The sequence below is a fragment of the Amycolatopsis sp. NPDC051716 genome (genome assembly GCF_040681595.1).
Lineage (GTDB): Bacteria > Actinomycetota > Actinomycetes > Mycobacteriales > Pseudonocardiaceae > Amycolatopsis.
The window spans coordinates 1-14,106 of the sequence record NZ_JBFAZA010000030.1 but is presented as its reverse complement, the minus strand read 5'-3'; the positions used below and the strand labels follow the sequence as shown (position 1 = coordinate 14,106).

General features: G+C 72.0%; 14 protein-coding genes. 7 read left to right on the top strand and 7 right to left on the bottom strand.

Features of this window, described 5'->3' with window-relative positions:
* Positions 1-61 precede the first annotated feature (61 nt).
* The 7 genes from AB0M30_RS33285 to thyX all read right to left on the bottom strand — a co-directional run bounded on the left by AB0M30_RS33285 (position 62) and on the right by thyX (position 7,685).
* Positions 62-1,759, bottom strand: coding sequence for a ribonuclease J (locus AB0M30_RS33285; protein ID WP_364592048.1), 1,698 nt, complete (start codon positions 1,757-1,759; stop codon positions 62-64).
* Complete coding sequence (gene dapA / locus AB0M30_RS33280) at positions 1,756-2,769, bottom strand: 4-hydroxy-tetrahydrodipicolinate synthase (protein ID WP_103335117.1); 1,014 nt, start codon at positions 2,767-2,769, stop codon at positions 1,756-1,758. The genes AB0M30_RS33285 and dapA overlap by 4 nt, the downstream gene beginning before the upstream one ends.
* Positions 2,770-2,859: 90 nt before the next feature.
* Positions 2,860-4,338 (bottom strand): serine/threonine-protein kinase, encoded by a 1,479-nt coding sequence (locus tag AB0M30_RS33275; RefSeq protein WP_364592045.1) that lies wholly within the window; start codon positions 4,336-4,338, stop codon positions 2,860-2,862.
* Positions 4,339-4,626: 288 nt separating this feature from the next.
* Positions 4,627-5,061, bottom strand: coding sequence for a hypothetical protein (locus AB0M30_RS33270; protein ID WP_364592042.1), 435 nt, complete (start codon positions 5,059-5,061; stop codon positions 4,627-4,629).
* Between the two features lie 24 nt (positions 5,062-5,085).
* Positions 5,086-6,327: an Nramp family divalent metal transporter gene (locus AB0M30_RS33265; protein WP_364592039.1), complete on the bottom strand. Its 1,242-nt coding sequence runs from the start codon at positions 6,325-6,327 to the stop codon at positions 5,086-5,088.
* 210 nt (positions 6,328-6,537) lie between these two features.
* Positions 6,538-6,933, bottom strand: a complete 396-nt coding sequence (locus tag AB0M30_RS33260; RefSeq protein WP_364592036.1) for an ACT domain-containing protein — start codon at positions 6,931-6,933, stop codon at positions 6,538-6,540.
* Positions 6,933-7,685, bottom strand: a complete 753-nt coding sequence (gene thyX / locus AB0M30_RS33255) for an FAD-dependent thymidylate synthase (RefSeq protein WP_103335111.1) — start codon at positions 7,683-7,685, stop codon at positions 6,933-6,935. The genes AB0M30_RS33260 and thyX overlap by 1 nt, the downstream gene beginning before the upstream one ends.
* 119 nt (positions 7,686-7,804) lie before the next feature.
* Between thyX and AB0M30_RS33250 the strand changes: the two genes are divergently transcribed.
* The 7 genes from AB0M30_RS33250 (at position 7,805) to AB0M30_RS33220 (ending at position 14,039) form a co-directional block, all read left to right on the top strand.
* Positions 7,805-8,326 (top strand): toxin-antitoxin system HicB family antitoxin, encoded by a 522-nt coding sequence (locus tag AB0M30_RS33250; protein WP_013228091.1) that lies wholly within the window; start codon positions 7,805-7,807, stop codon positions 8,324-8,326.
* Positions 8,327-8,338: 12 nt separating this feature from the next.
* The gene (locus tag AB0M30_RS33245; RefSeq protein WP_364592032.1) at positions 8,339-9,262 is read left to right on the top strand and encodes a DUF4097 family beta strand repeat-containing protein; all 924 of its coding nucleotides are present in this window, start codon (positions 8,339-8,341) and stop codon (positions 9,260-9,262) included.
* 234 nt (positions 9,263-9,496) lie between these two features.
* Complete coding sequence (locus AB0M30_RS33240) at positions 9,497-11,041, top strand: amino acid adenylation domain-containing protein (protein WP_364592029.1); 1,545 nt, start codon at positions 9,497-9,499, stop codon at positions 11,039-11,041.
* Positions 11,038-12,285: a hypothetical protein gene (locus tag AB0M30_RS33235; protein WP_364592026.1), complete on the top strand. Its 1,248-nt coding sequence runs from the start codon at positions 11,038-11,040 to the stop codon at positions 12,283-12,285. The genes AB0M30_RS33240 and AB0M30_RS33235 overlap by 4 nt, the downstream gene beginning before the upstream one ends.
* A gap of 11 nt (positions 12,286-12,296) precedes the next feature.
* Entirely contained in the window at positions 12,297-13,076 is a 780-nt protein-coding gene (locus AB0M30_RS33230; RefSeq protein ID WP_364592023.1) for an enoyl-CoA hydratase-related protein, read from the top strand.
* The gene (locus AB0M30_RS33225; RefSeq protein WP_364592020.1) at positions 12,997-13,602 is read left to right on the top strand and encodes a sigma-70 family RNA polymerase sigma factor; all 606 of its coding nucleotides are present in this window, start codon (positions 12,997-12,999) and stop codon (positions 13,600-13,602) included. Before AB0M30_RS33230 ends, AB0M30_RS33225 begins: the two co-directional genes overlap by 80 nt.
* Positions 13,599-14,039 (top strand): zf-HC2 domain-containing protein, encoded by a 441-nt coding sequence (locus AB0M30_RS33220; protein ID WP_364592017.1) that lies wholly within the window; start codon positions 13,599-13,601, stop codon positions 14,037-14,039. The genes AB0M30_RS33225 and AB0M30_RS33220 overlap by 4 nt, the downstream gene beginning before the upstream one ends.
* The last annotated feature ends 67 nt before the right edge of the window (positions 14,040-14,106 follow it).

Genomic DNA, 14,106 nt, shown 5'->3' with positions numbered 1-14,106 from the left:
ATCTCATGCCAAAGGCGGCCTTCGGCGCGTTCAACGCACCGAAGACCGCCTCGGGGCCGGGCTAAACCGGGATGACCGTCGGGACGATCATCGGGCGGCGACGGTAGGTGTCGGCCACCCAGCGGCCCACCACCCGGCGGACCGCCTGCGCGATCCGGTGCGTGTCGGTGATGCCCTCGGCCTCGGTGCGCGCCAGCTCCATCTCCACCAGCGGCACGACGGCGGCGAGCGCCTTCGGGTCGTCGGAGAAGCCGCGGCCGGACACCGTGGGGCTGCTGACCGCGCGGCCGGTGCTGGAATCCACCGCGACGCTGATCGAGATGAACCCGCCCTCGCCGAGGACCAGGCGATCCGACAGCGTCGACTCGCCGACGTCGCCGACCGAAAGGCCGTCGACGTACACGTGGCCGACCTCGACGCGGCCGGTGCGGGACGCCTTGCCGTCGACCAGGTCGACGACCACGCCGTCCTCGGCGATGACCACGTTCTCCGGCGCGACGCCGGTGCGGATCGCCAGCTCGCCGTTCGCGCGCAGGTGCTTCCACTCGCCGTGGACCGGCATGACGTTGCTCGGGCGCACCGCGTTGTACAGGTAGAGCAGCTCCCCCGCCGACGCGTGCCCGGACACGTGCACCTTGGCGTTGCCCTGGTGGACGACGTTCGCGCCGAGCCGGGTCAGGCCGTTGACCACGCCGAACACCGCGGTCTCGTTGCCCGGGATCATCGAGCTGGCCAGCACGACGGTGTCGCCCGCGCGGATCGAGATCTGCCGGTGCTCGCCGCGCGCCATCCGCGACAGCGCCGAGAGCGGCTCGCCCTGCGAACCCGTCGAGACGAACAGGACCTTGCTCTCCGGCAGGGTGCTCGCCTGGTCGAGGTCGACCAGCAGGCCGTCCGGCACGTTGAGCAGGCCCAGGTCGGCGGCGATGCCCATGTTGCGGACCATCGACCGGCCGACGAAGGCGATCCGGCGGCCGTGCCGCTGGGCGGCGTCGAGCACCTGCTGGACGCGGTGGACGTGGCTGGCGAAGCAGGCCACGATCACGCGCTGGTCGACCTTGCGGATGACGTCGTCGAGGACCGGGCCGATGTCGCGCTCGGGCATGACGAACCCGGGCACCTCGGCGTTGGTCGAGTCGACGCAGAACAGGTCGACGCCCTCGTCGCCGAGCCGGGAGAAGCCGGCCAGGTCGGTGAGGCGCCCGTCGAGCGGGAGCTGGTCGAGCTTGATGTCGCCGGTGTGCAGGACCACGCCCGCCGGGGTGCGGATGGCCACGGCCAGCGCGTCCGGGATGGAGTGGTTGACGGCGAAGAACTCGAGGTTGAAGACGCCGACGTCACGGCGCTCGCCCTCGCGGACCTCGATCAGCTTCGGCCGCTGCCGGTGCTCCTTGGCCTTGGCCGCGAGCAGCGCGTTGGTGAACTTCGAGCCGTAGATCGGCAGGTCCGGCCGCAGGCGCAGGAGGAACGGGACGGCACCGATGTGGTCTTCGTGCCCGTGGGTGAGCACCAGTCCGTCGATGTCGTCGAGGCGGTCCTCGATCGCGCGGAAGTCGGGCAGGATCAGGTCGACGCCGGGCTGGTCGTCCTCGGGGAAGAGCACCCCGCAGTCGACGATGAGCAGCCGGCCGCCGAACTCGAAAACGGTCATGTTGCGCCCGACTTCGCCGATGCCGCCCAGCGCGACGACGCGCAGGGCTCCCTCGGGCAGTGGGGGCGGGGCGTTGGTGGGGCCTGGACCTTGGGGAAGCGGGCTCACCGAGGCAGGGTCCCAACGCTGGTGTGCGAGGTCGGCGCGATGTAGGCCGCTCGCGAATCTGCTTGTGCCACCCGCTCACCATGCCAGTCCTGAGCCGCCCTGTCGCCCAGCGGCACGCCGCCCTGGGCAAGATCAGCGGCGATCAGGGCCGTCTGTTCGGTGGTCGGCGCGACGATCGGCAGCCGCGGGTCGCCGATGTCGAAGCCGCGCAGCCGCAGCGCCGCCTTGCTGAAGGCGACCCCGCCGACCCGCGACATCGCGCGCAGCACCGGCAGCATGCCGCGGTGGTTGGTGCGGGCGGTGGAGGTGTCGCCGTTCTCGTAGGCGTCGATCATGGCGCGGATCCGGCCCGCGACGACGTGACCGATCACACTCACCACGCCGACGCCGCCGACGGAGATCCACGGCAGGTTGAGGCCGTCGTCGCCGGAGTAGTAAGCGAGGTGCGTGTTGGCGATCACCTCGGAGCCGGCGATGAGGTCGCCCTTGGCGTCCTTGACCGCGACGATCCGGGGGTGCTCGGCCAGCCGCAGCAGCGTGTCGACCTCGATGGGGACGACCGAGCGCGGCGGGATGTCGTAGAGCAGCACGGGTAGCCCGGTGCTCTCGGCGACGGTGGTGAAGTGCGCGTACAGCCCGGCCTGGCTGGGCCGCGAGTAGTACGGCGTGACGACCAGCAGGCCGTGCGCCCCGGCTTCTTCGGCCTGCTTGGCCTGCTCGATGCTGTGCGCGGTGTTGTTGGTGCCCGCGCCGGCCACGACGGTCGCGCGGTCGCCGACGGCCTCGACCACGGCGCGGATGAGCTGCTGCTTCTCCGCGTCGCTCGTGGTCGGGCTCTCGCCGGTGGTGCCGTTGACCACGAGGCCGTCGTTCCCCAGCTCCACGAGGTGCTCGGCCAGCTCCTGCGCCCGCTTCAGGTCCAGCGCGCCGTCGGCGTCGAACGGGGTGGCCATCGCGGTGAGCACGCGCCCGAACGGCCGTCCGGGCGCTGCGGTAGGTGGGTTGGACATGGGGAGACGGTACCTCGCCGGTCCGGTGAAAACCGCGCCGACCTGGTCACCAGGAGGATTTCCCGGGGTCGGCCGCTCGTCGCGGAACTTCTACTTGACCTTGGTCACGATCGGCGCGGTGATGGGGCCGCCGTCGGCCCGGGCGAGCACGCAGTAGAACGCACGGCTGGCGTCTTCACCGGGCTTCTCCGGGACTCTGCGCCACTCGGTTTCGGTGGGCACGAGCGCTCGGTAGGTGAGGTCCGGCCGGTTGACCTCCGGCACGATCGACGAGCGGAACGCGGTCGCGCACGCCGCCTCGGCGCTCGCCGTCACCGCCGGCAGGCCCGGGTAGGCCGCGACCTTGACGCCTTCGGAGCTCCAGTTCTCGACCGACAGCAGGTTCCCGATCTCGTAGACCTCCAAGGTGTGCGCGTTGCCGCACTCGGCCTGGTTGTCATCCTTGCTGATGATCGCGCCGTCTTGGACGGGCCCGTTGTAGCAGCGGTAGTAGTCGCTGATGTTCGCGCGGATCTGCCCGCCGACGCCGTAGGTCATGGTCGGCTGCTTCTGCTTGTCCGCGGCGGGCGTCTCGTACGCCTTGCCCGCGAAAAAGCCGCCGACCAGGGCCGCCACGACCAGGACGGCCGCGGCCGTGAGCCAGAGGGCGCGGTGGGTCTTCTTCGGCGGCTGCGGCGCGGCGGCGCCGAGCATCGCGGTGCCGCGCGGCGGGGTGGGCCGGACGCCCTGCGCCGTGGTCAGCAGGTTCTGGGCCTGGGCGGCGGTCAGCCGCGCGTCCGGGTTGGTGACGAGGAGGCCGAGGATGGCCGCGGCGATCGGGCCCTGGCCGCGGGTGAGGTACGGGATCTCGGTCATGATCGCGTGCAGTGTCGCGGCGGTGGTCGCGCGCTCGAACGGGATCGAGCCTTCGACGGCGTAGAACAGCGTCGCCCCGAGGGACCACAGGTCGGACGCGGGCATCGCTTCCCGGCCTTCGACGCGCTCCGGCGCCATGAAGGCGGGCGAGCCGACGATCATGCCGCTGGTGGTGAGGCGCGGGTCGTCGACGGCGTGGGCGATGCCGAAGTCGGTGAGCTTCACGCGGCCGTCCGGCGCGACGAGGATGTTCGCGGGCTTGACGTCCCGGTGCACGATCCCGGCCGAGTGGGCGGCCTGCAGCGCGGCGAGCACCCGCTCCCCCAGCTGGGCGGCCTGCGCGGCGGGCATCGGGCCCCGCTGCCGCACGAGGTCGGCGAGGCTGGGTGCTTCGACGAGCTCCATCACGATGAAGGTGGTGCCGCCGTCGGTGACGACGTCGTAGACGGTGACGATGGCGGGGTCGTTGAGCCGCCCGCCGGTGCGGACCTCGCGCAGGGCGCGTTCGGAAAAGACGGCGGCGGACTCGGCGTCGGGCAGCCGCAGTTCCTTGACCGCGACCTGCCGCCCGATGACCTGGTCCTGCGCCCGCCACACCACGCCCATGCCGCCCCGGCCGAGTTCGCCGAGCAGGAGGTAGCGGCCCGCGACGACCCGCTGACCAGGCGTGCTGGGCGCCTGCGGCGGGTAGGGCCGGGTCTGTTCGTCGGTCACGGTGCTCCTTCGGGCGGCGGTCGCGCAGATGCTAGTCCGACCGCCGCGGGGCGCCGCGGGTTCCGCGAAATTCGTGACCTGGCCCGGCCGGCCCGCGTGCCTGAAAGGTCGACACGCGTGATTGAAAGGTCGACACGCGTGATTGGAGGGGCGACACGCGTGCCTGGAAGGTCGGCTCACGTGCTTGGAGGACCGACTGTGGCGGGTGGCGCTGGCGCTCGCTCTCCGACCCTAGGGGTAACTGCCTCATCGATGAGGCAGTTACCCCTAGGGTCGTCGGGCGGATGGTCAGCGGCGGGTTTCGCCGCGGTAGGGAAGCCAGCGGTAGCCGGGGGCGAAGTCGCTGAACTCGGCGCGCTTGCCCGTCCGGATCCAGATGTCCTCGGCGACGACGAGGCCGGGGAAGATCGTCAGGTCCTTCTCCGCCATCAGCTCGTCGTAGCTGCGGAACCGGTCGGTCTCGATGCCGGCGAGCGCGTAGCGGTAGACCGGCGGCGCGATCCGGAGCAGCCAGTAGAGCCGGCGGCCGGCCGCGGTCATCGCCGCCGCTTCCTCGTCGGTGTGCGCGCCGGTGCGGCTGAGGCCGTCCGGCGCGATCCCGCACCACCAGGCGTTTTCACGGCTGAAGACACCCGCCGGCCAGCCGTCGAAGTGCCGCGCCAGGTCGCGGGCGTGGGTCTCCCGATCCCCGCATTCGGCGTTGAGGGCGAAGGTCCAGGCCATGGCCGCGTTTCCCCGTTCCGTGGGTCAACCGGTGACCGTGAGGTAGATGAGCACCAGGTTGAGAGCGATGATGATCGCCGCGATCACCGAGGCCGCGACCGTCGTCGAGCGGCGGTTCGTGTCCTCCCCCATCAGATCACGGTCGGCCGTCAGGCGAATCAACGGCACCAGCGCGAACGGGATACCGAACGACAACACCACCTGGGACACCACCAGCGCGGTACTCGGGTCGGCGCCCAGCGCGAGCACGACGATCGCCGGCGTCAGGGTCACCAGACGGCGCAGGACCAGCGGAATTCGCTTGTGCAGCAACCCCTGCATGATCATCGCGCCCGCGTACGCGCCCACCGAAGTCGAGGCCAGGCCCGACGCCAGCAGGCCGATCGCGAACAGCAGCGCGATGCCCGGACCGAGTGCCGAGGAGACGGCGCCGTGCGCGCCCTCGATGCTGTCGACGCCCGCCTGGCCCTGGAGGTTCGTCGCGGCCAGCAGCAGCATGCCCAGGTTCACCGCGCCCGCCAGGAGCATCGCCAGGCCGACGTCGGCGCGCGTCGCGCGCAGCAGGCGGCGGCGTTGCAGGCCCTCGGGACGGCCGTGGCGGTCGCGGACCAGGCCCGAGTGCAGGTAGACCGCGTGCGGCATCACGGTCGCGCCGAGCATGGCCGCCGCGATGAGGATGCTGCCCGCGCCGTCGAACCGCGGGAGTAGGCCGCCGAGGGTCTGCGCGGGCGACGGCGGTTCGACGAACAGGCTGGCCAGGAAACCGACCGCGATCACCGCCAGCAGCCCGGTGACGACCCGCTCGAACGTCCGCTGGCCGCCGCGGTCCTGGACCGCCAGCAGCGTCAGCGAGACCGCGCCGGTGATCAGCCCGCCGACGACGAGCGGGAGGTCGAACAGCAGGTTGAGCGCGATCGCGCCGCCGACCACCTCGGCCAGGTCGGTGGCGATGGCGACGATCTCCGCCTGCGCCCAGTAGGCCAGCCGCGCGGGGCGGGACAGGCGGGCGCGCAGGGCCTCCGGCAGCGACATGCCGCTGATCAGCCCGAGCTTCGCCGACAGGTACTGCACCAGCACGGCCATCAGGTTCGCCGCGACGATCACCCAGACCAGCAGGTAGCCGTAGCGGGCGCCGGCGCTGATGTTCGAGGCGACGTTCCCCGGGTCGACGTAGGCGATGGCGGCGACGAACGCCGGCCCGAGCAGGGCCGACCCGGTGCGCAAGCGGGTCACCAGTCCCGGCCGGACAGCCTCGGTCACAGCCATGACGCCCACCTCTCGAAAACCGGATGTCGGGGACCCAAAACCGAAGTTTAGGCATGCCGAACTTTGTTTTTCAAGGGTGACCACGCCCACCCACGACCCCGGATACCCGGATCGGCGGCGGCGAAAAGCGTCGCGAATGACTCATTCGGGACCTCTGAGGTCCCGAATGAGTCATTCGCGGCATCGGCGGCGGCGGGGTGGGGTGGGGAGTCAGGCGTGGGCGACCTCGTGGCCGGAGTCGCGCAGCGCCGTGACCGCGTCGTCGAGGTCGCCGGCGCGGACCAGGATGTGGTCGGTGTCGAACGTCGACATCGAGAACAGCGTGACCCCGGCCGCGGCCAGCTCCGAGGCCAGCGCAGCGATGATGCCGGTGAGCGTGAACTCCAGCGGGCCGCGGACCGACAGCAGCCGCCAGCCGTCCTCGGCGGCCGTGGCCCCGGCCGGTTCGCGCCCGGCCGGGCAGATCACCGACAGTTCTTCGGGCGTCCTGGTCACCGAGACGAACGCTTCGCCGGGCGCGAAGAGCTCGGCGGGCACCGCGGCGTCCGCGGGCAGCCGCACGACGGCGTACTCGCCGGGCCGGACGTCGATCGCAAGTCGTTTCATCAGCCTTCCAGCACCTTCGGGCTCGTGGCGATCTCGGTGCCGTCCGGCAACGTCGAGATGGTGAAGTCCGCGAACACGTTCGCCGCGGCCTTCTGCAGCTGCCGCAGGCACTCCACGGCCAGCTCGCGGATTTCGACGTCGGCGTGCTCGGTCGCGCGCATCGCGACGAAGTGCCGCCAGGCGCGGTAGTTCCCGGTGACGACGATGCGGGTTTCGGTCGCGTTCGGCAGCACCGCGCGGGCGGCCTGGCGGGCCTGCTTGCGGCGCAGGGTCGCGCTCGGGACGTCGGCGAACTTCTCCTCGAGCCCGGCCAGCAGCTCGGTGTAGGCGTCGACGCTGGCCCGGGTCGCGGCGAGGAACTTCTCGTGCAGCACCGGGTCGTTCGCGATGATCTCCGGCTCGACGAACTCGGCGTCGCGCTCCGGGACGTACCGCTGCGAAAGCTGGGAGTAGGAGAAGTGGCGGTGCCGGATCAGCTCGTGGGTCAGGGAGCGGGAGATGCCGGTGATGTAGAAGGTCACCGAACCGTGCTCCAGCACCGAAAGGTGGCCGACGTCGATGATGTGCTCGAGGTAGCCGGCGTTGGTCGCGGTGGCCGGGTTCGGCTTCTTCCACGACTGGTAGCAGGCGCGGCCGGCGAACTCGGCGAGCGCTTCCCCGCCGTCCGCGTCGGTCGACCACGGCACGTCCCCGGGCGGGAAGAACTCCGTTTTCGCGATCAGCTGCACTCTGGGTGACACGGTTGCGGTCACGTCAGCACTCCTTCTCCGGCTCCCGCGCAGCCTAACCGCGTGAGGGCCGTCACTCCCGAGGGACACGTGACACCACCGGCCACCTTGACTGACACCAAGGATGACGTCATAGTGGTGTCATGGACTTGACGCCGTACATCGCCAACCTTCGCGAGGATCTCGCGAACACGGCTGCCGCCGGGGACGAGCACACCCGGCGGGCGGCCGCGCTGCTGTCCTCCGCGCTCGAACCCGCCGTCCGCCTGACGCTGATGAACGCCCTCGCCGACCTCGCCGCCGAGGTCACAGCGGCATTGCCGGGCCAGGTGGTGGACGTCCGGCTCGACGGCCGGGACGTGCGGGTGGTCGTCACCGGCACCGCCGAGGAGACGACGTCACGCGCGACACCACGTGACACCACGCCACCGCCGCCGATCGACGGTGGTGACATCAGCCGGATCACCCTCCGGCTGGTCGAGCAGATCAAGGGCCAGGCCGAACGCGCGGCCGCCGCCCAGGGCGTCTCGCTGAACACCTTCGTGTCGCAGGCGGTGCAGGGCGCACTGGGCCACGGCGCGCTCGGCGGCGGGGGCCACAAGCACCAGGGCAAGGGCGACCGCGGCGGGAGCGGGTCACACCTGCACGGCTGGGTCGAAGGCTGAGGGGACGAGACGATGAGTGAAGAACAGACCACACCGGCCGAAGAGCCGAACGACGAACTGGTCCGGGTGGACGAGTTCGAGACCGACGTCCCGCTGGAGCTCGACGTCAGCGTGACGATCGGGCGCGTCGAGGTCGTCCTCGAGGGTGACTCCGGCGCCCGCGTGGAGCTGCGGCACGACCAGGGAGAACAGCAGCCGTGGGTGGCGGGGGTCAACAGCCTGCTGTCCTGGGTCGGCGAGCGCTTCGGCGACCAGCTGGGCGTCGACCCGGGCGCCTCCCCCGCCGAAGCCGTGCGGCAGAGCCGGATCGAGAAGCTCGGCAACCGCCTGGTCGTCCAGGCACCGAAGGCGTGGCAGCTGCGCAACGTCGCCCTCGCGGTGAAGGTGCACGCGCCGGCGGGCTCGCACGTCGAGGTGCGCGCGGGCGCGGCGGACGTCACCGTCACCGGCTCGGCCGGCCGCGTCGACCTGCTGACCGGCTCCGGCGAGGTCAAGCTCGACCGCGCCGACGGCTCGGCCACCATCCGCACCGGCAGCGGCGCCGTCAAGCTCGGCCCGACGCTGGGCGGGCTGCAGCTGCGCAGCGGCAGCGGGCACATCGAGGCGTCGTCGATCAGCGGGTCCGCGACGCTGGCCACCGGCACCGGCGACGTCTGGCTGGGCGCGGTCTCCGGCGAGGTGATGGCCCGCACCGGCAGCGGCGACCTGTCGGTGGCCGATGCCGCCTCGGGCTCGCTCGACCTGATCACCGGCTCGGGCGAGGTCCGGATCGGCATCCGCGGCGGAACGTCCGCCGAGGTCGACCTGACCTCCAGTGGCGGCCGCGTCTCCAGCGAGCTGGACGTCGCCGACAGCGCCCCCGAGGGCGGCGTGAAGCTGAAGGTCCGCGCCCGCACGGGCACCGGCAACGCCGTGGTGACGCGCGCTGCGGGGTGAGTAAGGGGGAGAACGGGCCGTTCCCGGCGGGGGTGCCGGGGACGGCCCGTTCGCGCGAAATACCAGAGAAAGTGCCCCACAGAAATCCGGCGAACGATGGATGAATCCGTCGAAAAGCCGTTTCAGCTGGTTACAGCCGGAGAATCGCTGATTTTCTCGGATCGGCCTTGAACAAATCGGCAGGCTGTCTCGTTCCCATCGGTTGACCGCGCCGGCCTGGCGAAAGGTGACCGAGTGACCGCGCTGATCCGCCCCTCCTCGCTGCACGGCCTGACCGCCGCCGACCGCACGCTGTTCCAGCGGTTCGGCACCGGAAAAGCCGCCGGAGTCCCGTTCCGCCGCATTCATGACGCCATATTGGCGCAGGCGCGGGCCCGTCCGGACGCACCGGCCGTGATGCACTCGGGTGCATCGCTCACCTACGCCGAACTCGATCGGGAGTCGGCGTCATTCGCGGCCGCGCTCGCCGGGCTCGGGGTGCGGCCCGGGCACCACGTCGGCCTGTTCCTCACCCGGTCGATCCCGATGGTGGTCGGCATCCTCGCCGTGCTGCGCGCCGGCGCGGCGTACGTGCCGCAGGACATCCGGATCACGCCCGCGACGCAGCTGCGGCACATCGTGGCCACCGCGGGCATCGACGTCGTCCTGACCACGCGCGAGCACGCCGGCACGCTGCCCGCGGGCCTCGGCCGGGTCGTCGCCATCGACGGCGAGCATCCCCCGCCCGACCGGTGTGCCCCGCCTCCGCCGGACGGTGGTGGCACGGCGATGGTGATCTTCACATCCGGCACGACCGGACGGCCCAACGGCGTGCGGGTCACCCACGCGAACCTCGGCAACGTCCTGCTGACCGCCCCGGGCTCGCTCGGCATCCGGCCCGGCGACCGCGTGGCACAACTGTTGAACATCGCCTTCGACATGGCCGCCTGGGAAATCCTCGGGACCCTTTCGCACGGCGGCTGCCTGGTGATCCGCGGCAAGGACATCGAGGAGACCGCCCGCGCGGCCGACGTCCTCATCGCCACCCCCGGCGTACTGTCCACAGTGGATCCGAGGGCGTGCCCGCGGGTGCGGACCGTCGCCGTGGCGGGCGAGCGGTGCCCGGCCGCGCTGGCCGAAGCCTGGGCGCGGCGTGCGAGCTTCCACAACGCGTGCGGCCCCACCGAAGTGACCATCGTCAACACCGTGCAGCGCTACGATCCCCGGCTCGGTGAGCTGACGATCGGCCGTCCGGTGCCGAACACCACGGTGTACGTGCTCGACGACGAGCTGAGACCGTGCGCGATCGGGGAGGCCGGCGAGATGTGGGCCGGCGGCGCGTGCGTCACGGCGGGCTACGCCGGCAACGACGTCCTCACCGCCGAGCGCTACCGGCCGGACCCCTTCCTCGGCGGCGCGCACCGGATGTTCCGCACCCGGGACCTCGTCCGGTGGACCCCCGACGGCCAGCTGGAGCACCACGGGCGGACCGACGACCAGGTCAAGGTGCGCGGCTTCCGCGTCGAACTGGACGCGGTCACCGCGACGCTGGAACGCGCCCCGGGCTGCGACCGGGCGGCCACCGTGCTCTACGACGGCGGCCTCGTCGGCTTCGTGACCCCCTCGACCGCCGAGCCGGAGCTCATCCGGCGTTCGGCCGAAGCCGCGTTGCCGTACTACAGCGTGCCCGCGATGATCGTCCCGGTGGACCACCTGCCGCTCACCGAACGCGGCAAGGTCGACCGGCGGGCCCTGCTGTCGCGGTTGGACAGCCGCGAGCCGGCGGAGACGGTGGCATGACCGCCACGCTCCCGGCCACGCCTGAATCCGTGCGGGCCCGGCTGAAGCGCCGGCCGTGGACCCACCACAACCGGCTGGCCGCGGCGGTGGTCGTGGGCAACGCCGTCGCCGCCACCGCCGGTCCGCTGGACGTCGGCGTCCTGACCTGGCTGGTGCTGGGGAACCTGACCCTGGCCGTGCTGATCCGCCAGCAGCTGGTGATCAACCTGCTGTTCCGGCTGGCCACCGCCGCGCCGGTGCGGCGGTCGCTGCGGCTGCGCTGGACGCTGGGCAAGGTCTACCACTTCGGTGGGCTGCACGTCGGCGGCACGCTCTGCGCCACCGGCTGGTTCCTCGTGCTCACCGGCGTGCTGACCGCCCGCGGCGGGCCGGCGGCCCTGCTGGTGACCAGCTGGGCGATCGCGGGGGTGCTCGCCGTCGTGGTCGCGTTCGCGCTGCCCCGGGTGCGGGCGCGCCGGCACGACCTGTTCGAGCGCTCCCACCGGTTCGGCGGCTGGACGCTGCTGGTGCTGTTCACCGTCCACTCGGCACTGCTGGGTGGCCCGGGCTTCGTGGGCTCGGGCCCGTTCTGGGTGCTGCTGGCCGTCGTCACGAGCGTGGCGCTGCCGTGGCTGCGGCTGCGGCGGGTACCGGTCCGGATTTCCCGGCCGTCGCCGCACGTGGCGCTGCTGTCGTTCGACTACGGCGTGACGCCGTTCGCCGGCTCGTCGACGGCGCTGAGCCGGAACCCGTTGCTGGAGTGGCATTCCTTCGCCAACGTGCCCGCGCCCGGGTGCGCCGGGTTCCGGCTGACCGTGTCCCGGGCCGGAGACTGGACCGGCGCCCTGATCGACGACCTGCCCTCGCACCTGTGGGTGAAGGGCATCCCCACCGCCGGGGTGGGCAACATCGACAAGCTGTTCCGCCGGGTGGTCTGGGTGGCGACCGGCAGCGGGATCGGCCCGTGCCTGCCGCACCTGCTCTCCGGCGAGACGCCCGCGCGGCTCGTCTGGTCGACGCGGCACCCCCGGCGCACCTACGGCGACGAGCTCGTCGACGAAATCCTCGCCGTCCAGCCGGACGCCGTCGTGTGGGACACCGACGGCGCCGGCAAACCCGATCTGGTCGCACTCGCCCTGAGCGCGCACCGGGACTTCGACGCGGAAGCCGTGATCTGCATTTCGAACAAGAAGACAACGTGGCACGTCGTCGAGGCGCTGGAAGCCCGCGGGATTCCGGCCTTCGGCGCGATCTGGGACTCGTGAGGGAGACAGCTATGGACCGGACCGTCGTAGTCGACCTGCAGGCGCCCGTCGCGACCGTGACCGTGGACCGGCCGCGGGCCCGCAACGCGTTGTCGTCCCAGGTGCTCACCGAACTGCTCGCGGTGTGCGCGTCGCTGGGGGAAGACCCGGCGGTCGCGGGGGTCGTGCTCACCGGCGCGCCGGGGCCGGCGTTCGTCGCGGGGGCCGACATCCGCGAGATGGCGGCGCTTTCTCCCGACGAGGGCGCGCGGTTCGGGGCGCTCGGCCAGGAGGTCACCCGGGCGTTGGAGGGGCTGCCGGTGCCGGTGATCGCCTGCGTGGACGGCTACGCGCTCGGCGGCGGCTGCGAACTCGCGCTCGCGTGCGACTTCGTCTACGCCACCCCGAAAGCGGTCTTCGGCCAGCCCGAGGTCCTGCTCGGGCTGATCCCGGGATTCGGCGGCTGCGTCCGGCTGCCCCGGCTGGTGGGGCCGGGCCGCGCCCGCGAGCTGATCTTCACCGGCCGGCACGTCGACGCGGCGGAGGCGCAGCGGATCGGGCTGGTCACCGAGCTGTTCGACAGCCGCGAAGCCATGCTCGCCGGGGCCCGCGCGACGATCACGGCGGTGTCGCGCAACTCGCGCGACGCGGTGGCGCTGGCCAAGGAAGCGGTGAACGCCGGCCGCGGGCGTCCGGTGGCGGACGCGCTGGAGCTGGAGCTCTCGGCGTTCCGTGCGGCGTTCACGAGTCCGGATATGCGCGAAGGGACCGGGGCGTTCCTCGCGAAACGCGAACCGGTGTTCGGGCGCTGACCGGGGTCGGTGCGCCATCAACGAGACGCACACGGCGCTGCTGCGGGCGCTGCACGACGAGCACGCCCCCGCCCTGTGGCGGTACGCCCTGCGCCTGACCGGCGACGACCAGCTCGCCCAGGACGTCGTCCAGGAATCCTTGCTGCGCCTGTGGAACAGCCCGGAGATCCTGGAGCAGGGCGAGCCGGCGTCACGCGCGTGGCTGTTCACGGTGGCGCGCAACGTCGTGATCGACGAGCGCCGCAGTGCGCGCTCGCGCCGGGAAGTGCGGTCGCCGTGCGTCCCGGAGGAGTCCCGCACCGACCCGATCGACTCGGCGCTGGACGCGTGGGTGATCACGGACGTGCTGACGCAGCTGACCACCGACCACCGGACGGTGATCGTCCGCGCGTACTACATGGGCCAGTCGGTCGCCGAGCTGGCGGTGGAGCTGGAGGTCCCGGAGGGAACGGTGCGTTCCAGGTTGTTCTACGGCTTGCGCGCGTTGCGGCTGGCGTTGCAGGAGAGGGGGTTGACGAGGCGTTGAGCGATCCGTACCGCGACTGGGACGCGGCATACGTCCTCGGCGCCCTGTCCCCCGCCGAGCGCCGGGAGTACGAGGGGCACCTGGGAGGGTGCGTCGCCTGCGCGGCGGCGGTGGCTTCGTTCGCGGGGATGCCGGGGATTCTTTCGGTGGTGCCGCGGGAGACTTCGGTGGAGCTGCTGGAGCCGGTTCCCCCGCGGGCCTCCCTGGTGCCGGGGTTGGTGCGGGCGGTGAGGGATTCGCGACGGCGAGGGCGGGCCCGAGTGGCGGCGGCGCTGGCGGGGGCTGCGCTGGCGGGGGCGGTGGCGGGGTCGCGGTTGATCGCGCAGGGGTGTTCGCCGGATCCGCGGATCGACCGGACGACGCTGGTCCCGGCCACGGTGCCGAGCGCGGGGCTTGATTCGGGCCACCTCGGAGCAGGTGACGCGCCGGCGCGATGAGGTGGGGGCTTTAAGAATATGGGGGGCCGGGGGGCCCCATTTGTTATTGGGGGGGCTGGGGGGGGCG